This window comes from Halopseudomonas xinjiangensis (assembly GCF_900104945.1).
Taxonomy (GTDB): domain Bacteria; phylum Pseudomonadota; class Gammaproteobacteria; order Pseudomonadales; family Pseudomonadaceae; genus Halopseudomonas; species Halopseudomonas xinjiangensis.
On sequence record NZ_LT629736.1, the window covers coordinates 2,279,590 to 2,302,337 of the forward strand.

At 61.1% G+C, this 22,748-nt stretch carries 20 protein-coding genes; 8 read left to right on the forward strand and 12 right to left on the reverse strand.

From position 1 onward, the window contains the following. Window positions 1-26: 26 nt before the first annotated feature. Window positions 27-1,397 (forward strand): AmpG family muropeptide MFS transporter, encoded by a 1,371-nt coding sequence (locus tag BLT85_RS10515; RefSeq protein WP_093394298.1) that lies wholly within the window; start codon window positions 27-29, stop codon window positions 1,395-1,397. A 53-nt stretch (window positions 1,398-1,450) separates the two neighbouring features. Here BLT85_RS10515 and BLT85_RS10520 read toward each other — a convergent pair whose 3' ends face one another. The 3 genes from BLT85_RS10520 to BLT85_RS10530 form a co-directional block, all read right to left on the reverse strand. Then, window positions 1,451-1,966, reverse strand: a complete 516-nt coding sequence (locus BLT85_RS10520) for a hypothetical protein (RefSeq protein ID WP_172829829.1) — start codon at window positions 1,964-1,966, stop codon at window positions 1,451-1,453. Between the two features lie 174 nt (window positions 1,967-2,140). Continuing rightward, the gene (locus BLT85_RS10525; RefSeq protein WP_093394300.1) at window positions 2,141-2,986 is read right to left on the reverse strand and encodes a mechanosensitive ion channel family protein; all 846 of its coding nucleotides are present in this window, start codon (window positions 2,984-2,986) and stop codon (window positions 2,141-2,143) included. 38 nt (window positions 2,987-3,024) lie between these two features. Next, window positions 3,025-3,510, reverse strand: a complete 486-nt coding sequence (locus BLT85_RS10530) for a YajQ family cyclic di-GMP-binding protein (protein ID WP_093394303.1) — start codon at window positions 3,508-3,510, stop codon at window positions 3,025-3,027. A gap of 109 nt (window positions 3,511-3,619) precedes the next feature. Between BLT85_RS10530 and BLT85_RS10535 the strand changes: the two genes are divergently transcribed. From BLT85_RS10535 to BLT85_RS10545, 3 genes are all read left to right on the forward strand, one after another. Further along, window positions 3,620-4,585, forward strand: coding sequence for a GGDEF domain-containing response regulator (locus BLT85_RS10535; protein ID WP_093394306.1), 966 nt, complete (start codon window positions 3,620-3,622; stop codon window positions 4,583-4,585). Then, window positions 4,585-5,499 (forward strand): 2-dehydropantoate 2-reductase, encoded by a 915-nt coding sequence (locus tag BLT85_RS10540; protein WP_093394309.1) that lies wholly within the window; start codon window positions 4,585-4,587, stop codon window positions 5,497-5,499. The genes BLT85_RS10535 and BLT85_RS10540 overlap by 1 nt, the downstream gene beginning before the upstream one ends. 71 nt (window positions 5,500-5,570) lie before the next feature. Then, complete coding sequence (locus BLT85_RS10545; RefSeq protein WP_093394311.1) at window positions 5,571-6,146, forward strand: cob(I)yrinic acid a,c-diamide adenosyltransferase; 576 nt, start codon at window positions 5,571-5,573, stop codon at window positions 6,144-6,146. Between the two features lie 12 nt (window positions 6,147-6,158). Here the strand turns inward: BLT85_RS10545 and BLT85_RS10550 are convergent, their stop codons facing one another. The 4 genes from BLT85_RS10550 to BLT85_RS10565 form a co-directional block, all read right to left on the reverse strand. Beyond that, complete coding sequence (locus BLT85_RS10550; protein WP_093394314.1) at window positions 6,159-8,177, reverse strand: methyl-accepting chemotaxis protein; 2,019 nt, start codon at window positions 8,175-8,177, stop codon at window positions 6,159-6,161. 178 nt (window positions 8,178-8,355) lie between these two features. Then, complete coding sequence (ampE, locus tag BLT85_RS10555; protein WP_093394317.1) at window positions 8,356-9,174, reverse strand: regulatory signaling modulator protein AmpE; 819 nt, start codon at window positions 9,172-9,174, stop codon at window positions 8,356-8,358. Beyond that, window positions 9,171-9,746 (reverse strand): 1,6-anhydro-N-acetylmuramyl-L-alanine amidase AmpD, encoded by a 576-nt coding sequence (gene ampD / locus BLT85_RS10560; RefSeq protein ID WP_093394320.1) that lies wholly within the window; start codon window positions 9,744-9,746, stop codon window positions 9,171-9,173. Before ampD ends, ampE begins: the two co-directional genes overlap by 4 nt. 62 nt (window positions 9,747-9,808) lie before the next feature. Then, window positions 9,809-12,130, reverse strand: a complete 2,322-nt coding sequence (locus BLT85_RS10565) for a DUF1631 domain-containing protein (RefSeq protein ID WP_093394323.1) — start codon at window positions 12,128-12,130, stop codon at window positions 9,809-9,811. A gap of 374 nt (window positions 12,131-12,504) precedes the next feature. Here BLT85_RS10565 and BLT85_RS10570 point away from each other — a divergent pair, with 374 nt between their 5' ends. Further along, window positions 12,505-13,869: an alanine/glycine:cation symporter family protein gene (locus BLT85_RS10570; RefSeq protein ID WP_093394326.1), complete on the forward strand. Its 1,365-nt coding sequence runs from the start codon at window positions 12,505-12,507 to the stop codon at window positions 13,867-13,869. Window positions 13,870-13,956: 87 nt separating this feature from the next. Continuing rightward, window positions 13,957-14,805 (forward strand): carboxylating nicotinate-nucleotide diphosphorylase, encoded by an 849-nt coding sequence (gene nadC / locus BLT85_RS10575; protein WP_093394329.1) that lies wholly within the window; start codon window positions 13,957-13,959, stop codon window positions 14,803-14,805. A gap of 16 nt (window positions 14,806-14,821) precedes the next feature. Here the strand turns inward: nadC and BLT85_RS10580 are convergent, their stop codons facing one another. The 4 genes from BLT85_RS10580 to tesB form a co-directional block, all read right to left on the reverse strand. Continuing rightward, entirely contained in the window at window positions 14,822-16,858 is a 2,037-nt protein-coding gene (locus BLT85_RS10580; RefSeq protein ID WP_093394332.1) for an LTA synthase family protein, read from the reverse strand. A gap of 48 nt (window positions 16,859-16,906) precedes the next feature. Further along, window positions 16,907-17,821 carry an HDOD domain-containing protein gene (locus BLT85_RS10585; RefSeq protein ID WP_157718172.1) on the reverse strand — a complete coding sequence of 305 codons (915 nt, stop codon included), beginning with the start codon at window positions 17,819-17,821 and terminating at the stop codon, window positions 16,907-16,909. A gap of 172 nt (window positions 17,822-17,993) precedes the next feature. Continuing rightward, window positions 17,994-18,605 carry an HAD family hydrolase gene (locus BLT85_RS10590; protein WP_093394338.1) on the reverse strand — a complete coding sequence of 204 codons (612 nt, stop codon included), beginning with the start codon at window positions 18,603-18,605 and terminating at the stop codon, window positions 17,994-17,996. A 1-nt stretch (window position 18,606) separates the two neighbouring features. Then, window positions 18,607-19,470, reverse strand: coding sequence for an acyl-CoA thioesterase II (gene tesB / locus BLT85_RS10595; RefSeq protein WP_093394341.1), 864 nt, complete (start codon window positions 19,468-19,470; stop codon window positions 18,607-18,609). A 199-nt stretch (window positions 19,471-19,669) separates the two neighbouring features. On the opposite strand from tesB, the gene BLT85_RS10600 reads away from it, so the two are divergent. Both BLT85_RS10600 and BLT85_RS10605 read left to right on the forward strand, forming a co-directional pair. Beyond that, on the forward strand, window positions 19,670-20,590 hold the full coding sequence (locus BLT85_RS10600) for a histone deacetylase family protein (protein WP_093394344.1): 921 nt from the start codon (window positions 19,670-19,672) through the stop codon (window positions 20,588-20,590). 38 nt (window positions 20,591-20,628) lie between these two features. After that, window positions 20,629-21,885 carry a TIGR03862 family flavoprotein gene (locus BLT85_RS10605; RefSeq protein ID WP_093394347.1) on the forward strand — a complete coding sequence of 419 codons (1,257 nt, stop codon included), beginning with the start codon at window positions 20,629-20,631 and terminating at the stop codon, window positions 21,883-21,885. Here BLT85_RS10605 and BLT85_RS10610 read toward each other — a convergent pair. Continuing rightward, window positions 21,869-22,687 (reverse strand): SDR family oxidoreductase, encoded by an 819-nt coding sequence (locus BLT85_RS10610; RefSeq protein WP_093394350.1) that lies wholly within the window; start codon window positions 22,685-22,687, stop codon window positions 21,869-21,871. The genes BLT85_RS10605 and BLT85_RS10610 overlap by 17 nt on opposite strands. Window positions 22,688-22,748: the final 61 nt, after the last annotated feature.

Consider the following 22,748-nt stretch of genomic DNA (forward strand, 5'->3'; position numbering starts at 1 on the left):
GGCTCGCCTCACCTCACGGGATTTTTATGACTGATAACCAGGCGGGTTCGGCGGACCTGCCAAGCGAAGGCTGGCAGGTCTACCTCAAGCCGCGCGTGATCGCCATGCTGTTCCTCGGCTTTTCCGCCGGCCTGCCATTACTGCTTGTGGGCGGCACTTTCAGCGCCTGGTTGCGGGATCTGGGCATTGAGCTATCGGCAATCGGGTTTCTCAGCTGGGTTGGCATGGCGTATTCGGTGAAGGTGCTGTGGGCGCCGATCATCGACCGAGCGCCCATTCCGCTGCTGTCGCGCCTGCTGGGTCGCCGCCGGGCCTGGATGCTACTGTCGCAGCTCATCATCATTCTCGCCCTCACCGGCATGGCTTTGAGCGATCCGCGGGAACACCTCGGCTTGGTTGCGCTGTTCGCGGTGATGACCGCCTTCGGCTCCGCCACTCAGGACATCGCCATCGATGCCTACCGGGTCGAGGCGGAAGCCAAGCACCGCCAGGCAGCAATGGCAGCTACTTACGTGACCGGCTACCGCGTCGCGATTCTCGCTGCAGGGGCCGGGGCTTTGCACCTCGCGAGTCTCGATAGCTGGACGCTGGCCTACTTGACGATGGCCGTGCTGATGGGCGTCGGGGTAGCGACGACGCTGATCATAGCCGAACCGGCGGTGAGCATTTCGGAGTCAACCAACCGGATGGAAGCGCGGGTTCAACAGTACCTGGCACAGACGCGGCAGACCGGTTGGAAGCGCGACCTGACCGCCTGGTTCATCGGTGCGATGCTTTGCCCGTTTGCCGACTTCTTTCAACGCTACGGCAAGGCCGCGCTGCTCATTCTTGCCTTCATCGCCACGTTCCGTATCAGCGACATTTTCATGGGCGTCATGGCGAATCCGTTCTATCTGGACCTGGGGTTCACCAAGGCCGAGATCGCCAATATCGCAGCCGCCTTCGGTTTGGGCATGACTCTGGCGGGCGCAGCGCTCGGCGGCCTGCTCGTCGCGCGCTTCGGCATCGCACCGATGCTGATCGCCACGGCCTTTATGGCGCCGGCGACTAACATTGCCTTCGCCTGGCTGGCCTATATTGGCCCCCAGAGCTACGGACTGGTACTGGCAATCATCGCCGACAATATCACCGGCGGCCTGGCTATCTCGGTGTTCATCGCCTATCTCTCGAGTCTCACCAACACCGCCTACACCGCGACTCAGTACGCACTGTTCAGCTCATTGATGACTCTGCCCGGGCAGTTCGCTGCGGGCTTCACTGGCCTACTGGCCGCCAATGTCGGCTGGATCGGCTTCTTCACCATGACCGCCTTTACCGGCCTTCCGGCCATCGTACTGGCCTTCATGCTGTTGCGCTTCGCCCACCCCGACAAGGCGCGCCGGCCTGGGATCGACTGATTCAGGCAAAAGAAAGGGCGCCCGAAGGCGCCCTTTCTCATTACGACGGTCGATTAAAAGTTATAACCGATACCGACGCTGTAGAAGATCGCACCGTCATCGTAACGATCTTGTGCATCACTGGCGCTCTTGAAGAGGAACTGATATTCAGCCATCGCAGTGATGAAGGTGTTGTCCTGCACCCAGTATTTCACACCGAGCTCCGGACCACCCATGAAGGTCTCATCGACCTGCTCACCGTAGATACCACCAATGCTGGCGCCGATGAACGGACGAGCCGGACCTGTGCCGAACATGTAGTCATAAAATACGCGGGTCGAGCCGTCGAAATTGACGTTATCGCCTTCGTTGTCGCGGGCATTGATGGTTTGACGAACACCCCAAAGCGAGCTCTCGCTCAGATATTGACCCCAGCTACCCTGGACGGACAGCACGGTGCTGTCGAAGTCCTTGTCGCTGCTGCCGGCACCGCTCAAGGTGATTTCCTGGCCACCGGTCATTGGTTCGGCCATTGCCATGGCGGGGACCATCGCGGCGACGAGCAAAGATGTTTTGAAAAGTTTTTTCATGAGGTTGCCCCTCTCACTATTGATTGGTAGGCGCGATACCGATTGCATCGCTGTACCAAGTGACAAGCCTCATGCTGACCCGTTCAACGTTTTGTTGACGTTTTCTGACAAACGTACCAAATAACGCCAAAAAACCCAGCTAAGGCTGGGTTTTTATTGAAATTGTTTCTGAATCTACCGCGTCTCCACGCTGCTTTCTGCGACAACATGCACAGTGCGTTGAGGGAATGGAATGGTTATCCCCTCCTCATCGAACCGTTCCTTGGCCAGTTCGATGACGCTCCAGTAAATGCTCCAGTAGTCATCGGTCTTCGCCCACATTCGCAGGGAAAGATTGACCGAGTTGTCACCTAGCGCCACCAGCCAGACCACCGGCTCAGGATCCTTCAACACGCGCTCGTCGGCATGAGCGAGGGCGAGCAGGATCTCGCGCGCCTGCTTGATGCTGTCACCGTAATCGATGCCGATATTCAGGTCCACACGGCGCGTCGGCTGGCGTGAATAGTTGATCACATTCCCATTGGACAGGCTGCCGTTGGGCACGATGATGGTCTTGTTGTCCGGCGTTTTCAGTACGGTGTGGAAGATCTGGATGCTGTCCACCGTGCCGGCGACGCCCTGCGCCTCGATATATTCTCCCGCCCGGAACGGACGCAGCATCAGGATCAGCATTCCGCCGGCGAAGTTCGCCAGGCTGCCTTGCAGGGCGAGGCCCACCGCGAGACCGGCTGCGCCGATCAGGGCAATGAACGACGTGGTCTCGACCCCGATCATGCCGGCGACACTGACAATGAGCAGGACCTTCAATCCCACGCCGATCAGCGCGCCAATGAAACCGTGCAGGGTCCTGTCGACGGTACGCCTCTCCAGCAGCATCTGCGCTGCCGAAGTGATCCTGCCAATGACCCACCAGCCTACCAACAGCGTGATCAGCGCCAGCAATGCCTGGCTTCCGTATTGCAGCACCAGAGGCAGCCAGGCCTCCTGCAGCTCCTCTAACTGGATGATTACATCATTCATCAGACTTCCCTTTTATTGCCTGGCTTCCTGAAGCGGCACTAGTCGCGGAAATTGTTGAACTGCAGCGGCATGTCCAGCTCAGCGCCGCGCAACAGCGCCATCGCTTCCTGCAGATCGTCCCGCTTCTTGCCGGTGACTCGCACCTGCTCGCCTTGGATCGCCGCCTGAACCTTGATCTTGGATTCCTTGATGCGCGCGACGATTTTCTTCGCCAGCTCCTTGTCGATGCCCTCGCGGAGCACGACATCCTGCTTGACCTGCTTGCCCGAGGCATAGGCGTCCTTGACCTCCATGCACTGGATGTCGATCTTGCGCTTGGCCAGGTTGAGCTTGAGTATCTCCAGCATCTGCTCGAGCTGGAAATCGGAGTCGGCGGTGATGGTGACGGTGAGCTCCTTTTCCTTGAATTCGAACTCGCCCTTGCCGCGCAGATCGTAGCGCCGCTCGAGCTCTTTCATCGCGTTATCAACGGCGTTGGTGACTTCGTGTTTGTCCAGTTCGGACACCACATCGAAAGAAGGCATAAGTTACCCCTGATTTAATGTTTTTTTATGACCCAACCAGCAAAAGAACGGATATGCTCGTGGCATTATAACGACATTTGCCAGAGACCAAGCTGCAGGGAGCAAAGCTATGCCCAACCCACAACTCAGCATCATGGTGGTGGACGATACCAAGTTCAGTAGTGCGGTCATAGGTCACAACCTGACCCAGGCCGGCTACCAGGACATCCGTTTCGCCAGCTCAGCGATGGACGCGCTGGCGATGCATGAACAGCGTCCGGCAAGCGTGATGGTGGCCGACTGGCTGATGCCTGAGATGGACGGGCTCGAGTTGACCACTCGAGTGCGGCAGGCCGATGAGCAGAGCGGGCATTACACCTATGTAGTGCTGCTGACCGCACGCGAAGGCGACAATGTTCTGGGCGAAGCCTTCGACCGCGGCGTTGACGATTTCATCAGCAAATCCTCCATGAGCGAGCAACTGCTGCCGCGCATTTTCGCTGCCGACCGCACGACCCAGCTGATCAACCGCCTGCTTGACGAAAATCGCCTGCTGGCCAGCAACAACGCTCAGCTCGAATCGCACAACATGGTCGACAGCCTCACCGCGCTGGGCAACCGGCGTTATCTGCTCCAGCGCCTGGAAGATGCCATTCGCAGCATCGATACGCGCGGCGGAGCCTGCTGCATTCTGGTGCTCGGAGTGCAGAATCTGGATGAAATGGGAGGCCGCTTCGGCGAAGCCGTTCAAAGCGAACTGATGCGCGGGATTGCCCGTCGCCTCCAGCAATTGGTTCGCCCGACCGACGTGATTGCGCGGGTCGGCTCCAACTCCTTCGCCATCGTCACGCTTGCCGATGATCCCCATGACTGCAAACCGCAAAGCTTCCGCCGCCTGCACGACGGGTTGAACCTCAAGGCGTTCAAGACCAGCGAAGGATACCTCTCGGTGCGAGCCGGCATGGCCGTCGGCTCGGTCAATTCCCATCAGGACCTGCCGGAGGCAGAACAGTTGCTCAGCTCCGTCGAGCAACATCTCGAAGAAGCCTACGCGACCAACCTGATCACCGAAGTGCGTCGACCACTTACCGCCTGATGTTTCACGTTCTCGGCGCCGGCAGCCTGGGCCTGTTGTGGGCTGCCAGGCTCGCTTGCGCCGGCATTGAATGCCGCCTCATTCTTCGCGACCAGACTGCCCTCTCCGCCTGGGAGGCAGCAGGCTCGTGCCTGACGTTGCGTCAAGCCGAGGGCGATCAGCGCTTTACCGTACCCGCAGAACTGGCAGACCAGGGCGAACCCATCCACAGATTGGTGGTGGCGACCAAGGCCTATGCCGTCACCGATGCGCTGGACAGCGTCGCCACCCGACTAGGTCCTGGCAGCGAGGTTCTGCTACTACAGAACGGGCTCGGCTCACAGCAGGCAGCCAACGACGCGTTGCCCTTACAGCGAGTCCTGTATGCCAGCGTGACCGACGGCGCCTGGCTAGCTGATCGATGTACTGTCGTCTGGGCTGGAAGAGGCCTGACCCGCATGGGTGATCCCCGGCACGGCACCCCGCCAGGCTGGGTGGAAGACCTGCAAGCTGCCGGCATCGCTTGCCAGTGGGAAGTCGACATTCTGCCGGTGCTCTGGGAGAAGCTTGCGGTCAATTGTGCGATCAACCCATTCACCGCGCTGCACGATTGCGCGAACGGCGAGGTGCTCGCCTTGGCTGGCGCGCGGCTGCCTGACCTGCTCCTCGAGCTGCAGACACTGCTTTCCAGCCAGCACATGGATCACGTCGCCGAGCCACTCCCCGCTACGGTCATGGATGTCATCGCGCGCACTGCCGGCAACAGCTCATCGATGCGCCAGGACCTGGCAGCCGGGCGCCGTACCGAAATCGACTACCTGCTAGGTTTCGCCTGTCGCAGCGCTCGATCAGCCCAGTTGCAGCTACCACAGCTGGAACGGCTATATGCGGAGCTGCTTGCACTACTCGCCTCCCGCGACCTCCCGGTCAGCTGAAGAGCTAGGCGCGCCAGCGGTTTATCGCTAGTCTTGCGCTTTGCACCATCCAGGCACCGGAGAAAGCGAACATGGGGTATCGACTCAGCAAGGTATACACGCGTACCGGCGACGCTGGTGAAACCGGCCTGGCCGATGGTCGGCGGCTGGGCAAGGATCATCCGCGGGTTGAAGCCATGGGCAGCGTGGATGAACTGAACAGTCAGATTGGCATGATGCTCGCGATACTCCAGCAGCATCCTGAACTGGAACCGCTGTGCCACACGCTCGGCCCGGTGCAGCATCGGCTTTTCGATCTGGGCGGGGAGTTGGCCGTACCCGGCCAGCAAATCATCGATGCAACCGACGTAACCGCACTGGAAGCCGAGATCGACCATTACAACGCCGATCTGGAACCCTTGAAGAATTTCATCCTGCCTGGCGGCTCGCACGGCATCGCCCTGGCGCATCTGGCGCGCAGCGTCTGCCGCCGCGCAGAGCGACGGTATTTGACGTTAGCGGCATTAGAGGATGTGAATCAGCAGGCGAGGATCTATCTGAATCGGTTGTCTGATCTGCTGTTCGTCATGGCGCGTACCATTGCCCGACTGCAGGACACCCCGGAGGTACTCTGGCAACCCAAGCCTCGCCCCGGCGGGCAAGGCTGAGCTGCGAGTCGATTACACGCGGAAGGCGCTGATGATCCGCTGCAGTTCGGTCACCAGCTGGCTCATCCGGCCGCTGGATTGCTCGGCCTGCAGTGCCCCCGCTGCGGTGCGCTCCCCAGCGTGATTGATCTCGACGATGTTCTGGTCGATGTCATGGCTGACGGCGGTCTGCTCCTCGGCCGCTGCAGCGATCTGCTGGCTCTGATCGACGATGAGATTGACTGCGCGCAGAATATTGTCTAGCGCGACCTGCACCTTCTGGGAAGATTCGACAGTGGCACTGGTCATGCTATGGCTGCTGCCCATCGCCTTCACCGCAGCACCCACGCCATCCTGCAGTCGAACAATCATCTGTTCGATTTCTTCGGTGGACTGTTGCGTACGCCGCGCCAGCGTGCGCACCTCATCGGCAACCACAGCGAAGCCGCGTCCCTGCTCGCCTGCCCGCGCAGCCTCAATGGCAGCATTGAGCGCCAGCAGATTGGTCTGCTCGGCAACGCCCTTGATCACGTCCAGCACCCGGCTGATTGACGCGCTGTCGTCGGCCAGCCTGTTGATCACCTGCACAGAATTGTCGATCTCGCCGGCGAGCTTTTCGATACCGCTGACTGACGACTCCACCAGACGCCGACCATCGAGCGTCTCTGCGTTGACCCGCTCGGCATTGGTAACCGCCAACGCTGCACTGCGCGCCACTTCCTGAGAAGTGGCCGCCATCTCATTCATCGCCGTGGCCACCTGTTCGATCTGGCTTCGCTGCGATGCCACTGCCTGGCTGCTCTCAGCAGCCACACGTTCGACCTGCTGCGACTGATCCTGAACATGACCGGAGGTTTCACTGACCTGCTGGATCAAGCCGCGGATCCGTCCTACCGTCTCGTTGAATTCTCGGGCAAGGGCACCCAGCTCGTCACGGCTGTCGACTTCAACGCGGACGGTCATGTCGCCACCAGCGACGCGACTCATCAACGCCGAGAGGCGGCTCAGGGTACGGCGGGTGGCGACGTAGAAGCCCAGATACAAATACACGATCAGCGCAAGCACAACGACCAACGCCACGATCAAACCGAGCATCGACTGCGTATTCTTGGCCAGTCGAGCATCGAGCACCTGCTCAAGCGTATTGAAGATTTCCTGATTGAAGGCGTAGGTCTTGTCGATTTCAGCGGTGATGCTCTGGAAATAGTCGGACCAGCTGCCCTCCAGGGTATTGGCAAGAACGATTTCTTCCTCGAAGACGACCTGGCTGGCCTCCAGGGTCGCCAGGCTGTCGCGGGCGACACTCTGCAACGACGTCAAAGCGGGATCGGCCAGCGCCAAGCCGAGCATTTGCTCGTAGTCGGTGGACAAACGCTGAAGCACTTCGATCAGCTCGTCCATGGCGCGGCTGGCATCGGAGTTAAGGTAACCCAGGCCGATCGAATAGGCGCCCACCGCGCGGCCTTGGCCAATGGCCTGGGTCACCTGGGGCGTCACGTTGATCAACAGATCATTGAGGTGGCGGACGTTACGATCGTAATCTTGCGGCAGCCCTGCATAGGCTGCTGCGAAACTGAGCAGTGAAGCCGTTTCGCCGAACGCCTGGGTCGATAGGGACCCACGATTGCGTACCGATTCGTTCGCGATACGGGTGTAGGAAGCAACCAGTTCGTCGCGCTTGGCAATAAGATCCTGGGTGCCTTCTGCATTGGGATCGAGCGGCAAGCCCTTGAGCGCATCGACCACCTGATTACGCAGACCCTGGGTGCGACGCTCGAGCTCCGCTGCGTATTCTCCCTGACTCAACTGATCCAGCACCATGTCGAGGTCGCGAAGCGTCTCGGCATCACGTAGCAGGCGACTGGTTTGCCGCAACAGAGCCATGCTGTCGAGGGCGTGCTGAGTGATCTGTACCCGATCATATGCCTGCTGAACGACCATGCTGCTGATGATGATCAGGGGCACGAAACACAACACGCTGATCAGGCAGAATTTCATCCCGTAACCGAGTCGGTTCATCAGCGCAATCGCTGGCGCTAGGAAACTCATCACATCCACTCTCCTCGTGAATCTGGCGCTCCGGCCTGGTTGGATGCCAGGGACGGGTCAGTTTGCCTGAGCGGGCGCTCGCCGCTCGGCAGGCCAATCGCTAGATGATAGCAATACAATGTCTGCAAGCCATCAGCTGGATTGTCTCATACTGATGCTATCGGCAGCGCCGGATGGTTCTTTAACCGACCAGCGAGAGGAAAGCGATGGTGAGCGCCCAGACCAGGAGGGAATGCTGTAGGAGTCTGCGCGTAATGCGTAGTCGAGGCTCGGCGGATAAGGGAATACGCACGCTCGCCTCGATTAGATGACCAGCCAATTGTAGGCTCGGAGTGTCCCAGTCAGCGAGGTGGCGACGAAGGACCTTCATGGTCTGGTCGAGCCTGCCACCCAGCGCGAGGCTCACACCCAGCAGGCGCAGTGGTATCCACTCCAGGGCCTGACAGGCCTCATCAGCGGCCGCGCCCGCGGCGCCTCTGCGCTCGGCGGCCAGCCAGCTGAGTCGATACCCCAGCGCGGCAACCGGCCCCAGCAACACATACCAGAATGCAGGGACGAAGTAGCCACGCAGCGCTTCCAGGGCGACTGTGGCACGGACCGCCTGCCCCAGGCTTTCGGCGCTATCGGAGCGTATCGACCAGTCGCGCTCAGCGATCAAGGCCGCCGCCTGCTGATCACCGCGCTGCCATGCCAGCTCGACGGAGGACGTCATCGCACCGAGCGGATCTCTGCGGCTCACACACGCTAACAGCACCAGTACGTGCACCAGCAGGGTGAGCAAACCATGGGCGATTCCTTCGATCAGCCACAGCAGCCCTACGAGTGATACCAGCGGCACTGCGATACCCAACCCCACCCACCAATGGGGCTTGCCGCTTCGCCGCTGCGCAAGACGCTGAACCTCATCCATCCAACGGTGTGCCGGATCGCGCGGGAGACCGGTACGCCGAGGCGAAAGCCAGGTGATCAGCGCAACCAGGCACAAAACCAGAAAGTTCATCGTCCGGGTGCCTCGTCGGTGGGCGAGGATAGCGCGCGCAGATAGCCTTGCCAGTCGAAGCAGCGTCCAGGATCGGTTTTGCGCCCGGGGGCTATGTGCTCGTGGCCGATGATGCGATAAGGGGTGATGTGCGGGTAGTGCCGCATCAGCGCCCGACTCAGGCTGGTCAACGTCTGGTACTGAGCGTCGGTGAAGGGCGTTTCGTCCGTCCCCTCGAGTTCGATGCCAATGGAGAAGTCGTTGCAGTCGGAACAACCGCCGTACGACGAAGCGCCGGCATGCCAGGCACGATCAAGACAGGAGACGAATTGCGTCAGACAGCCGGTACGCTCGATGAGAAAGTGGGCTGAAACCCGCAAGTGGCCAATCTCGGCGAAGTACGGATGAGCACTGCCATCAAGCTGGCCAGAGAAGAACGCCTGTACATGACCTCCGCCGAATTGGCCTGGCGGCAAGCTGATATTATGGATCACCAACAGGGATATCGGCAGGCCAGGTGGTCGGGCGTTGAAATGCTCTGACGGACATTTGTTCGCCTCCTTTACCCAGCCATCTCCCGATACGTGCACCATGTCCGCCTGCCGCTGCCGAAAAGCCTATGCTAGCAGGCGAAAAAGGATGGTGCATCTGCCGGTCAGCTTCGCGTCGATTGAAGCTTGCGCAGGTTGCCGATAACCGACTCGAGGGCCCGGTCGAACAACTGATTGTCGTTGAGCAGGCGAACGAGGCCCGCGTCGTAATGGTGGTGCAGTGCAGACTGGCTGAATTCAGCCACTTTCATGCCGTTGCGATTAACGAAGATGTACTTCCCGCTGAAGCTGATGATCGCTGCCAGCTTGCAACGCTGTGCCGGCTGCCCTTCATTGATCACCAACTCGAACCATGAGCCCGGATGCAAATCAGCGACCCACGCCGACGCGGTGACGCTCGCCAGGTCATCGACCGATTGCGGCGCCTCTTCGACCGTGGCGGCCTGAATGACCGGCTCGGCTACCAAAACTTGCTGGAAGTCTGCGGCCTCGGCCTCGATGACATCCGATTCGCGTTTCTTCGCGGGTTGGGGAGCTTCTTCCAGCGAAAGGGATGATTCGACGTAAACAGCTTTCGGTTCGGCAACGCCTGCCGCTTCGAACGACGAGTCGGACGTCGCAGGGGCCGGCTTCACCGTCACGAAGCTCTGTTGCAGCAACGCCAGGCGATCCAGCAACGGAACACTCTGCGTCTCGTCCTGGCCGACAAGCTGCAAACCGTCACGCAACGCCTGAATCACTCGGGCATTCAAGGTTTCACGCTCAGCCAAGCCGGCGCTGCCAAGTGGCTCGACAGAGTCGAGCGTGCGTTGAGCCGTGGTGACGACATCGACCCAGGCAGAAGACTCGTCACCCTCGCGCAACCAGGTGATCTGCATGACCTGGCTCCAGGTATCGCGCAGCAGATCGACTACGAAGACCGGTAGAGTTCGACCGACCAGCAAACGATTGAGGACAAGCCCCACTTCGCGACGCGCCGCTTCGACCTTGGCACGGCCTTCCTCGGCGTCACGGGTACGCTGTTCCAGCCTTTCCGAACGACGCTGCTCGACCCGGACGAAATCGGCCAGCTCGTCATGTAGACGCTCGAAGAGTTCAGGGGCAGGGGTAGGCTCATCGAGCAGTGTGCCGACGATACGTTCGAGCAGGTTATACAGCTGATCCTTGCGAAGGTCGTCTTGATCGCTCCAACCCATGGTCGCACGGGCAATCTCGTTGAGCAGGCGGCGAGCGGGATGACCGGAACGGTTGAAAAATGTCTTGTCGGCAATCGCCACCCGTAGCAAGGGTAATTGCAGACGGCTAACCAGCGCCTTCAACGCGGCAGGCAAATGGGGATCGTCGAGAATAAAATCGAACAGCATGGAAACAAGGCTGATCACGTCATCATCGACGCGTGCGACGCTGCGCACCTGCCCGGTTTCGTAGCGCTGTCGATCGAGCGCCTGATGCAGTCCCTGCCGGAGGTTGCGAATGGACTGTGCACTGCCGTCGCTGACGGGCAGGCGTGACAGCATTCCGAGCAACTCCTGGGTCTGCATCGGCGTACCGCCACTGGTTCCAAGTCCCGACAGAGCCACATCACCGCTGGCGTGGCGCCAGCTACCGATGAGGTCACTGAACATGGACAGCACCTGCTCACCCTCAGCACTGCTGGCGCTCCCCGGTGCAGACGACGATGCGGCACGGCCGCCCTGTCCGCTCCGCGGTGCCTGTCCCGGCACGCCGGACAGCTTCAGGTCCGGCATGACCCCAGCACCGATCAACAGACCGTTGGCGTCCTCATAGAGATTATCGACACGATTGAGCACATAACGCTCAAAGAGCTTCAGAACGATCAGCTTGACCTTGATATGCAGGCCAAGCGGCGCATAGCTCTGCACGAAGATATCGGCCAGCGAACCGGGGCCTAGCGGGTTGTCGCGCTCATCGATACGCGCCTTGATCAGGCTGTTGATACGCGTCGCCAGATGGGCCAGCGCAGAACGGTTGCGCAGCGAAGCCCGGCCGACCATGCCATCCAGTGCTACGGTCTGCTCAAGGTCGTCCGGCTGCACCAGCGACAGGGTGTCCAGCTCGAACGTCGAGGCGACCGCGGGCTGTGCCGACTCGCTCCGATTGAGCTCGTCAAGCTGGGTCATGAGGCTGTTCAGACAGGTTCGCTCAAGCCCATGACGCTGCAGGCGGAGTTGCCGCATCGCCTCGAAGTACATGGATTGCTCGTTATTGCTGCCTGCCTTGTCAGCCATCTCGAAGAGGCTGTCATCGGCATTGTCGAACAGCTCGCCCAGCGCAGACTTGAAGAACACCAGGGCATGTTCACGAACCGGAATCAACGGGGCAGGCAAGGCTGCCGCGCGTGCGTTCGTCGTTCCCGGGCGATTCGTGCCGGGCGCGATGGGAACGACTTTCCGATCCTGTGTCATGTCTGATCTCCGGACAAGCTTCGCTTGTCTTTGAGCGGCACCAGATTGCTCGACCCTGAGCGTCCATCCCTGTACGACGTTAATCTGGCGTCAATATTCGCAGTATACAGATATTTAAAATCGAGCCAGTCCTTTCGTTCGGATTGTCGACGTAGATCACATAATAGCCGCTGGCAAGCGGAAGGGCCTGGGTTTCGACGCATTCATGTAACAATTCGACGATCACAGACAGGCCGGCGACAGCCAAGCCGTCCATGCTGTTCTCAGCTTACGGACGCCATGCAAAATTCCAGCATGGTCAGTCCCTTAGCCGCGTTTCGCTGCCGCAGGGCCAGCGACGCCAACGACTATAACAACCCTGGAGAGCTGCATTAATGGAATCACTCATTGGCGCTATCAACGCCATCAACGGTGTTGTATGGGGCCCAGCCATGCTCGCGCTGCTGGCCGGAACGGGACTCTACCTGACGCTAGGCCTCAAGATCCTCCCGCAACGCAAGCTGGTTTACGGCTTCAAAATGCTCTGGCGTGGCCGCAAGAGCACCGAAGACGGCGATATCAGCCCCTTCAACGCGTTGATGACCGCCCTCTCGGCGACCGTGGGCACCGGCAACATTGCGGGCGTGGCAACCGCTCTGTTCTTCGGCGGTCCGGGTGCGCTGTTCTGGATGTGGCTGATTGCGCTTGTCGGCATGGCCACCAAGTTCTGTGAAGCCTCGCTCGCGGTCCACTTCCGTGAGAAGGACGCTCATGGTCGCCATGTGGGCGGGCCGATGTACTACATCAAGAACGGCCTGGGCGCCAAATGGAAATGGCTGGGCATACTTTTCGCCATTTTCGGCATGCTCGCCGGCTTCGGTATCGGCAACACCATCCAGTCCAACTCGGTAGCCGATGCGCTGGAAAGCACCTTTGGCGTGCAGCCGCTGGTTACCGGCATCGTCATCGCAGTATTGGTCGCCCTGGTGTTGATCGGCGGCATCAAGCGCATCGGTGATGTTGCCGGCAAACTGGTGCCGATCATGGCGCTGTTTTATGTCGGCGGCGGCCTGATCATCCTGATCATGCATGTCGATCGCATTCCCGACGCATTCGGGCTCATCTTCTACCACGCCTTCAATCCGATCGCAGCAGCAGGCGGTTTTGCCGGAGCCAGCATCTGGGCAGCCATACGTTTTGGCGTCGCCCGTGGCGTCTTCTCCAACGAGGCCGGCCTTGGCAGCGCGCCGATCGCCCACGCGGCAGCCCAAACCAACAATCCGATTCGCCAGGGCACCGTGGCCATGCTCGGTACATTCATCGATACCATCGTGATCTGCTCGATCACTGGCCTGGTGATTCTGGTGACTGGCGCCTGGCAGAGCGGTGAGAACGGTGCGTCGCTGTCGGCCTATGCCTTCAATGAAGGTCTGCCGGGCGGCTGGGGTCAGTACATCGTCAGTATCGGGCTGGCCATTTTTGCGTTCACCACCATCATCGGCTGGAGCTTCTACGGCGAAAAATGCACCCAGTTCCTATTCGGCGAGAAATCCAACATCCCGTTTCGCGTGCTGTGGATCATCGCCATACCGCTCGGCACATTGCCGGGCATCGATCTGGGTAGCCTATGGCTGGTGGCGGACACGCTGAACGCGATGATGGCCATTCCTAACCTGATTGCTCTATTGCTGCTGAGCCCGGTGGTGTTCAAGCTGGCCCGTGCGTACTTCGACGACCCGGCCAATTCCTTCAAGCGTTGACCTTCCACACCCGCCCGGCCCGGGCGGGTGTTTTCATGCCCATCGGTTATACTCGCCGCCATCATCTGATCCGCGACGGGAGCCTCTATGCCGAACCTCATCCTCGACAACCTGCAGGCGACGATACATGACGACGTTGCCCGCGCCCTCGCCGAGGATGTCGGTGAAGGCGACATCACCGCAGCATTGATCCCGGCCGAACGCCGGGCATCAGCCACGATCATCAGCCGTGAGCAGGCCACGCTCAGCGGCACTGCCTGGGCCGATGAAGTCTTTCGTCAGGTCGATCCGGCAATCGAAGTCGAATGGCGCGCGGCAGACGGCGACCAGCTCGAGCCAAATCAGCCGTTCTGCCTGTTGCGGGGGCCCGCGCGTGCATTGCTCACCGCCGAACGCAGTGCGTTGAACTTCCTGCAGATGTTGTCTGCAACGGCTACCCGCAGCCGGTATTTCGCCAACCTCGTCGAGGGCACCGGGGTGCGACTGCTAGACACGCGTAAAACCTTGCCGGGCCTGCGCATGGCGCAGAAGTACGCTGTCACCTGTGGTGGCTGTCACAATCATCGCATCGGACTCTACGACGCCTTCCTGATCAAGGAAAATCACATCGCCGCGTGCGGCGGGATCGCCCAAGCCGTGCGCCAGGCACACACCATCGCCCCGGGCAAGCCGGTCGAAGTGGAAGTGGAAAGTCTTGAAGAGCTGCGCCAGGCGCTCGAAGCCGGCGCAGATATCATCATGCTTGATGAACTGAGTGATGCAGACATGCGCAGTGCAGTGACCATCACCGCCGGGCGGGCCAAGCTGGAAGCATCCGGCGGCATCACCGAAAGCAACCTGCGCAGCGTTGCCGAGACCGGCGTCGACTACATCTCGATCGGCAGCCTGACCAAGGACATCAAGGCTGTCGACCTGTCCATGCGACTGAGCATGTAGCGCTCAGTGCGCGACTTCAGTCGCGCACGTTCTCGTAGAGCATGTAGTGCGAGGTTTCATACAGCCCGCGAGCCAGCGGGAGCAGACGCTGGTATTCCTCGGGATGCTGTTCGGCCACATTGTCCAGCGGCGTATCCGAGTCCAGGTCATGCAGGCTCGGCTCGGTCCCGTCGTAGTTCATCTGCAGCAGGAAGTCCTGCGTCACCGCACCGATCAGCGGGAAGCTACCCTCACGCAGCACCAGCGGCACTACCCGTTCGCCTTCGGGTGCCGGTTGCAGCAGGTCGCGCCCCATGGTCCGGTTTTCGTACTCGAAGCCCAGTAGCGAAGCGACCGTAGGCAGCAGGTCAGCCAGACCGACAGCCTCATCGAACTCGCGCGGCTGCAACAGCCCTGGCGCGTAAATCAGCAGCGGCACGTTGTTGCTTTCCAGGCCCAGCTTTTCGAATGCAGGCTTCATGTAATCGATATTGGCGATCCTGGTGTTGTGGTCGCCGAACATGACGAAGATGGTGTTGTTCAGGTACCCGCCTTCTTCGGCCAACTCCATGAGTCGACCGATATTGAAGTCCAGCAGACGCACGGCGTTGTACTGGGCAACGCTCTGCGAACCAGCCGCCTGGACCTCTTCGAGCGGACGGTCGATGACTTCAAAACCGTCGTTCTCGGGCGGAATGGTATAGGGGCGGTGATGCCCGGCAGTCTGGATGTAGGCGAAGAATGGTTTGTCCTTGGGCAGCTCACGAAGGATCTCGTCGGTCTCCTTGAACAGGTCGAGGTCGGAGATGCCCCACACATCGACGTTTTCTGCTTTCCAGCCACCCTCTTCATACAGCTGAACGCCATCGATACTCTGGCGAATCAGCGCACTCATGTTCGCCCAGCCGGCATTCCCGCCGATGGTATATACCTTGTGATAACCCTCCAACGCGTTGACCAGCGAATGCTGGCGGGTGATCAGCGGGTTGCGGGTCGCTGTTTCCTGTCGCGAGACGTCCGGTATGCCGGTAATGCTCGCCCACACCGTTTTCGCCGTGCCGGTGACCGGAACGTAGAAATGCCGGAAGAACCAGCTCTCCTTCGCCAGCCGGTCCAGGTTGGGCGTGGGCTGGAGCGGGTTCCCGTAGGCGCCTACCGCTGTGGTACCCAGCGATTCGAGCATGACGAAGATCACGTTCGGGCGCTTATCGCCAGCAAGGCGGTGGGGCTGCTGTGGAACCTGGCGGGACAGTGTCAGCTTCTCGATATGTGGCTCGGCGACGCCCAGATATTCGCTCACCTGCGGGTAATGACGACGTACCTGTTCCAGGTCGTAACGCTGCTGCGGGACCGCCAGGGTGTCATAGAAAAAGATCACCGGATTCAGGCCCAGCGCACCGAGCTGCGTGTCGCCAGCGAAAAAGGCATCGCTCCAGCGCAGCGGAACCGGGTTTTCCAGATTGATATTGGTGTAGCGGCCGAGAATCGCCAGAAACACCAGGACGACCATCAGCGCGCTGCCCCAGACGCGGGACCACAATCCGATCCGTATTGCCGGCCGGTTGAAGGTCAACCGTTCGAGCCCGATCAGCGCACCGACCGTGATCAACAACAAGGCCAGCCAGGCCAAGGTGATCCATACGACAGGATAGGTCTCCCACAGCATCTGCTGGGAAATCTGCGCATCGGCGATGAACTTCAGCGCGGACGCGTTGAGCCGTACCCCGAGATAGGCGTAGTGACCAAAGTCGATGATGTACATCAACAGAACGATCGCCAGCGCGATGATCAGATACAGCCGGCCGACCCAGCGCAGCACGCTGGAACGCAGACTGTTCCAGACCGGCAGCCAGGCCAGCAGCATCACCGGCAGCATGAGCAGAATGGCCAGTCGGAGATCGAATCGCACCCCGACACCCAGCGTTTCGAGTACCAGCGGCCAGGAATGGTCTTCGCCGGGTGAAACGGCCGAAAAGCCGATGAGGAAGATCGTCCGCAGCAACAGCAGCAGGACAAAGACGATGGCTACGCCACCAAGGAAATAATGCAGACGCCGAGAGCGCAACCAGCCCATGACAACTCCTAATATCGATCGTGTGTCGTTCCGGCCGGCAACCAGCGATCACGCCCGCCGGTCGAAACGCGCCAGGGTCTGCATCGCTATGGAGAAATGTTCTGCATGAGCCAGCCGGCGAGGACTCGTGCCCTCGCTTCCGGGCAATCGCCCGCGGCTCAGCAAGCCATGGTATTGGCTGAAACGCTCGGCACTGTACAACCGGCGACCGCATGCAGGCAACAGAACGTCCGCGTCCAACTGTAGAGACGCCAGCGCGTCGCGGGCAGGCTCGGGAAAATCCCAGGCGCGGGCGACCCGCGCAGTCAGGCGACGCGAGGCTTGCAGCCACTGTGCACGAAACAGCTGGCTGCTTGGCGTCTCACTGCCATCGAACAAGGAATCGAGCACGCGGGCGCCAATCAGCAACCCCAGGTTGCTCGACAGACCGGCCAGGTACGCGGAGAACTCGTCGGGATCGCCCTCCTCGCGCGCCAGCGCCGCGCTGATCGCTGCGGTCTTCTCCGCCTGGCCCCATAACAGGGGCGCGGCGATACTGCTGAAGTGCCCGCGCCGGGAGTTGTAGACCGGCTTGAGCATTATGTTGGCCACCATCTGGCGCAACCCGCGCTGCCCAAGCACCAGCACAGCCTGCTCCAGCGATCTAGCGTCGCTGGAGCGGCGGTAGAACGGACTGTTGGCCAGTCTCATGACCTCACTCACCGATACCAGGTCTCGGCCGACCAGTTCCGCTAGATCCCGGGAAGAGGTCGCCGGGTCACGAAAGCTGGTCAGAAGCCGTGGCAGGATCGCCGGCACACGCGGTATCAGCGCATGATCCTTCAAAGCGCTATCAGCGATGCTTTCAAGCCTGCGGATCGAAGCAAGCTCGAACTGGTTCAGCGCGAGCGGCAACGGCGAATGCACGCCAAGAAGCAGACCAAGGAACGCCTGTTCGATGTCCGCGCCCTGCGAGTGCTCCACAGGCGCGCGTTGCGCCCTGGACGCAGAGGAGGTGCCCCGAAGGACGGCCGCGGTTCGAGGTAACGAAACAAACAGGGCCTTGAAGCGGGTCCACATGAGGCGCGTTCCGGTAGTAGCACTTTGATCGCGCATCATACAGCCGCGCCACCCGGGGCGGCGAGTACCGGCGTTCTCAGCCCGCCGTACGGTCGGAGCCCAATCCGGGGCTGAGGCTGTTCAATACGGAGCGGCAATCCGGCATATGCCAGTCGGCCAGATCGGGCCAGCTGTTCTGCGGCAAGATCAGGCAGGTACGACATCCCGCGGCGCGGCCGGCCTCAAGATCGAAGCGAAAGTCGCCGACCATCACCACCTCGGCCCGATTCAACTGCCACCGCTGGGTCAACTGCAGAATGCCATCGGGGTCTGGCTTGGGCAGCGCATCCTTGCGCCCAAGCACGTCTTCCTCGTTGAAGCAGTCTGCTACGCCGAGCGCACGGAGCGATGAGAACGCTACCGAGCGCAGATTACGGGTAAGAATCCCCAGCCGGTCCCCACGATCGCGGAGAAAACGAATTAGCTGCGCCGCCCCCAGTGCTGGCTGAACCGCCTCGGCCAGCCGATGTTCAATCGCATCGAGCCGTGCCGACAGGTCACTGCGACCGGGTTCGGGCAACGCGGCGATATACGTGAGGATATCGTCGTTGGCGGGGATACCAAGCTCGCGACGGATGGCCGGAAAATCATGCTGAGCGATCGTGAGCGTACCGTCGAGATCGAAAACCCAGCCGCGGATGCCGTCCATCCTATGGATTGAGGCTGCGCATCAGGGATTCCTGGGTCACCGATGCGACCAACTGACCCTGGCGGTTGAATATCTGTCCGCGCGACAAGCCGCGCGAGCCGGCCGCTGAAGGGCTATCCATGGCATACAGCAGCCAGTCGTCCATACGCAGCGGACGGTGATACCAGACCGCGTGATCCAGACTGGCAATCTGCATGTTCGGCGACCAGGACGAGACCGCGTGCGGCTGCAGCGCGGTGCCCAGCAGATGGAAGTCCGAGGCATAGGCCAGCAGATAACGATGCAGCGGCGGATCATCCGGCAGGTTGCCGTCGGCGCGCAGCCACATGTGCCGTACCGGCTCGGCGGGCTTCGGATCGAACGGATTGAACACGCCTACCGGGCGAATCTCGATCGGCTTGTCGACCAGCACCTTGTCGCGCACTTTCTCATGCAGCAGGTGCTGATATTTGCGGGTCAGCTCGGTCTCGTTCATCAGGTCGTCCGGGCCGGGCACGTCGGGCATGGTCGCCTGATGCTCATAGCCTTCCTCAAAGCCCTGGAAGGAACAGATCATGGTGAAGATCGGCTTGCCCTTCTGGATCGCCTGCACCCGGCGGGTAGTGAAGTTGGCGCCATCGCGCACCGGATCCACCTGGTAGACGATGGCCATGCGCGCATCGCCCGGGCGCAGGAAATAGCCGTGCACGGAATGCACATGCCGCTGCGGGTCCACCGTCTGGCTCGCCGCCGACAGTGCCTGCCCCAATACCTGGCCACCGAACAATTGCTTGAAGCCCAGATCCTGACTGTGTCCGCGGAACAGCGTTTCCTCGATCTTTTCCAGCGCCAGCAGGCGAACCAGATCATCCAGCATTTGCGTCATCTTGCATCCTCAACCGCTTCCGGAGTGCTCCGAAAGAAAGATAGTCCTGGCTGCGACGGCCTGCCGCAGCGATCAATGCCGGGAGTGTACCTTGCCGAGACATTTTCGGCAGCCTCCGAGCAGGCCTGCGCGTCGCGAGCCGGTCTGGCGATCAGCAGCCTGCTCACCCATACTCGGCCTTTTCCATTACGGATCGCTCATGGATCTGCCGCTGGTTTACCACCCGGAATACAGCTTTCGCTTCGCATCGGCCCATCGCTTTCCGATGGAAAAGTTCGTGTTGCTGCACGACCATCTGCGTGTCTCCGGTGTGCTGGGCAACCACAACCTGCACCAACCCGAGCGCGCCAGCGACGAATTGCTGGGTCTGGCCCATGACGCCGGGTACGTCGAGCGATTCCATTACAACCAGCTTAGCCGCGAAGAAATCCGCCGCATGGGCCTGCCCTGGAGCGAACAACTCTGGCAACGCACAACGCGCGCCGTGGGTGGCTCGGTGCTTACGGCCGAGCTCGCGCTGCGTCACGGCTTGGCCTGTCATTTAGCCGGCGGCACCCATCATGCTCATCATGATTTTGCTTCCGGTTTTTGTATTTTCAATGACCTGGCGATTATTAGCCGCCATCTGCTCGCAACCGGGCAGGTGCGTCGCCTGTTGATCCTCGATTGCGACGTACATCAGGGCGACGGAACGGCGTGTATTCTGCAGGACGAACCGGATGCGGTGACCGTGTCGCTGCACTGCGAGAACAACTTCCCGGCACGCAAGGCGCACAGCGACTGGGACATCCCTTTGCCGCGCGGGCTGGACGACGAAGGATATCTGCAGGTGCTGCAACAGGCACTGGACTACCTGCTGCCGCTCTATCAGCCCGACCTGGTCCTGTACGACGCGGGAGTCGATGTGCACCGCGACGACGCGCTGGGCTATCTGAATCTGACCGATGCCGGCATAGCCAGGCGCGACCGCCTGGTGATCGATCAATGTCTGGGGCGCGACATCCCCGTGTGTGCGGTCATCGGCGGCGGGTACGACAAGGACCGTCACGCCCTGGCGCGGCGGCACGGCATTCTCCACCACAGTGCGCGCGACATTTGGCGCGAACGGGGTTTGGGGTAAACTCCCCGCCCTGCCCCGCTCTCCCCAGGATGCACCGCATGGCTCCCCCTACTCCGCTATCACCCACGGTGGCCGTCATCGGTGCTGGTCCGGCCGGGCTGATGGCCGCAGAAGTACTCGCCGCCAGCGGCGTGCAGGTAGACGTGTTCGATGCCATGCCATCGGTTGCCCGCAAGTTCCTGCTCGCCGGTGTCGGCGGCATGAATATTACCCATTCCGAAGACAAGCCGGCTTTCCTTGAGCGCTACCGTGAAGCCACGCCCTGGGTAACCGATTGGCTGGCCGACTGGGACGCCGATGCGCTGCGCCGATGGATTCACAATCTCGGTGTCGAGACCTTCGTCGGCTCGTCCGGGCGGGTATTCCCGACTGACATGAAAGCCGCACCGCTCCTGCGGGCCTGGCTGTCGCGCCTGCGTGCCGGCGGGGTGCGCTTTCATACCCGGCATCGCTGGACCGGCTGGACCGAAGCCGGCGAGCTGGCGTTTGACTCCCCTACGGGCACGGTGGTGTTGCGACCCGAAGCCACCATCCTGGCGCTGGGCGGCGGTAGCTGGTCGCGCCTGGGCTCGGACGGTGCCTGGGTGCCCTGGCTCGGACAGCGACATGTTCGGGTGAGATCGTTGAGGCCGGCCAATTGCGGCTTCATTGCGGGCTGGAGTTCGAAGCTGGTCGAGCGCTTCGCCGGCCAGCCGCTGAAACAGGTCATCGCCTCGACAACCGACACGAACGGTAACCGGTTATCGCGCCGCGGCGAATGCGTGGTTACCGCCGACGGACTCGAAGGCAGCCTGATCTATGCGCTGTCGGCAGAACTTCGCGACGCGCTGGAAGAGCATGGCGAGGCGCGGCTGGAATTCGACCTTGCTCCCGACCGTCCGATCGAGCAGCTTGAAACGGCATTGTCAGCTCCGCGCAAAGGTCAGTCTCTCGCCTCGGTACTGCGCAAGCGCGCCGGCCTCGATCCATTGAAGGTCAGCTTGCTGCATGAGTGCACCGCCAGAGATGCGCTGCAAGACCCGCCCAAGCTGGCCCGCGCAATAAAGGCCTTGCCGGTTACACTGCGTGGCACGCGCCCACTGGACGAAGCGATCAGCTCAGCCGGAGGAATCGTTCGGGCGGAATTGGACGAGCAGTTGATGCTTAAGAACCTCCGGGGCGTGTTCTGCGCGGGCGAGATGCTCGACTGGGAAGCCCCGACGGGGGGCTACCTGCTGACCGCCTGTTTCGCCAGCGGCCGCATCGCCGGGCTCGGCGCGCTGCGCTATCTGCAGCAGCTCAGCGAGACGACCTGACACCACTCAGACGCGGCACCATCCAGCGCTCGAACAGCTGCGGGAACAGGCGCGCCAGCATACGCGCACGCCAATCGACATTGGATAGCACCAGCAACCGCCTGCGCCGCGTCGCTCCCCGGAAGATGGCTTCCGCTACATCGGTCGGCGAAGCGACCTTCATGGTCGGGTGCAGGCTCTGCGGGCTGATCGAACCATCGCCGACCAATGCATTCTTGCGGATATCGGTGGCGGTAAAGCCGGGGGCCACCAGCATCACGTTCACATCCTGCTCTTTCAGCTCCAGGCGAAGCGTCTCGAACAGACCGTGCAGTGCATGCTTGCTGGCGGTGTAAGCGCTGCGGTTAGGCAACGGCGCGAAGCCGGACAGCGAGCTGAGTACGATGATCTGCCCCCGCCGCTCGATCAGGCTCTGCATGGCATAGCGGGTGAGATACAGCGCGCCAAAGTAATTCACGGCCATGATGCGCTGGAAGATGGCGGTATCGGTGTCGGCAAACGCGCTGCGGTGGGTGATGCCGGCATTGTTGATCAAAACATCGATGCCGCCCATTTGCTCGATCACCCGGCAGATGGCCTCGTTGCACGCCTGCTCGTCCGACACGTCGCAGTGCAGCGCCAATACCTCCGCTCCGGTCCGGTCCTGCAATTGCTGACGCAGCGCGACCAGAGCGTCATCCTGAACATCCAGTATGGCCAGCCGGGCACCAGCCTGGGCGAAACGCAAGGCCAGCGCCCGACCGATTCCGGCGCAACCGCCGCTGATGACAACCACCTTGTGCTGAAACATGCCAACGGCCATGGCGCTCCCCCGCTTATTATTCTCAGCAAAGAGTGGGCAATATCGCCGCCGGGCGCAAGCC

What these genes read in the sequence shown, in the direction of transcription:
- BLT85_RS10530 (WP_093394303.1), bottom strand. Translation starts at nt 3,510, where the DNA reads ATGCCTTCTTTCGATGTGGTGTCCGAACTGGACAAACACGAAGTCACC.
- ampE (WP_093394317.1), bottom strand. Translation starts at nt 9,174, where the DNA reads ATGAACTTTCTGGTTTTGTGCCTGGTTGCGCTGATCACCTGGCTTTCG.
- BLT85_RS10600 (WP_093394344.1), top strand. Translation starts at nt 19,670, where the DNA reads ATGGATCTGCCGCTGGTTTACCACCCGGAATACAGCTTTCGCTTCGCA.
- BLT85_RS10610 (WP_093394350.1), bottom strand. Translation starts at nt 22,687, where the DNA reads ATGGCCGTTGGCATGTTTCAGCACAAGGTGGTTGTCATCAGCGGCGGT.
- BLT85_RS10545 (WP_093394311.1), top strand. Translation starts at nt 5,571, where the DNA reads ATGGGGTATCGACTCAGCAAGGTATACACGCGTACCGGCGACGCTGGT.
- BLT85_RS10570 (WP_093394326.1), top strand. Translation starts at nt 12,505, where the DNA reads ATGGAATCACTCATTGGCGCTATCAACGCCATCAACGGTGTTGTATGG.
- BLT85_RS10590 (WP_093394338.1), bottom strand. Translation starts at nt 18,605, where the DNA reads ATGGACGGCATCCGCGGCTGGGTTTTCGATCTCGACGGTACGCTCACG.
- BLT85_RS10520 (WP_172829829.1), bottom strand. Translation starts at nt 1,966, where the DNA reads ATGAAAAAACTTTTCAAAACATCTTTGCTCGTCGCCGCGATGGTCCCC.
- nadC (WP_093394329.1), top strand. Translation starts at nt 13,957, where the DNA reads ATGCCGAACCTCATCCTCGACAACCTGCAGGCGACGATACATGACGAC.
- BLT85_RS10580 (WP_093394332.1), bottom strand. Translation starts at nt 16,858, where the DNA reads ATGGGCTGGTTGCGCTCTCGGCGTCTGCATTATTTCCTTGGTGGCGTA.
- tesB (WP_093394341.1), bottom strand. Translation starts at nt 19,470, where the DNA reads ATGACGCAAATGCTGGATGATCTGGTTCGCCTGCTGGCGCTGGAAAAG.
- BLT85_RS10540 (WP_093394309.1), top strand. Translation starts at nt 4,585, where the DNA reads ATGTTTCACGTTCTCGGCGCCGGCAGCCTGGGCCTGTTGTGGGCTGCC.
- BLT85_RS10535 (WP_093394306.1), top strand. Translation starts at nt 3,620, where the DNA reads ATGCCCAACCCACAACTCAGCATCATGGTGGTGGACGATACCAAGTTC.
- ampD (WP_093394320.1), bottom strand. Translation starts at nt 9,746, where the DNA reads ATGGTGCACGTATCGGGAGATGGCTGGGTAAAGGAGGCGAACAAATGT.
- BLT85_RS10515 (WP_093394298.1), top strand. Translation starts at nt 27, where the DNA reads ATGACTGATAACCAGGCGGGTTCGGCGGACCTGCCAAGCGAAGGCTGG.
- BLT85_RS10565 (WP_093394323.1), bottom strand. Translation starts at nt 12,130, where the DNA reads ATGACACAGGATCGGAAAGTCGTTCCCATCGCGCCCGGCACGAATCGC.
- BLT85_RS10525 (WP_093394300.1), bottom strand. Translation starts at nt 2,986, where the DNA reads ATGAATGATGTAATCATCCAGTTAGAGGAGCTGCAGGAGGCCTGGCTG.
- BLT85_RS10605 (WP_093394347.1), top strand. Translation starts at nt 20,629, where the DNA reads ATGGCTCCCCCTACTCCGCTATCACCCACGGTGGCCGTCATCGGTGCT.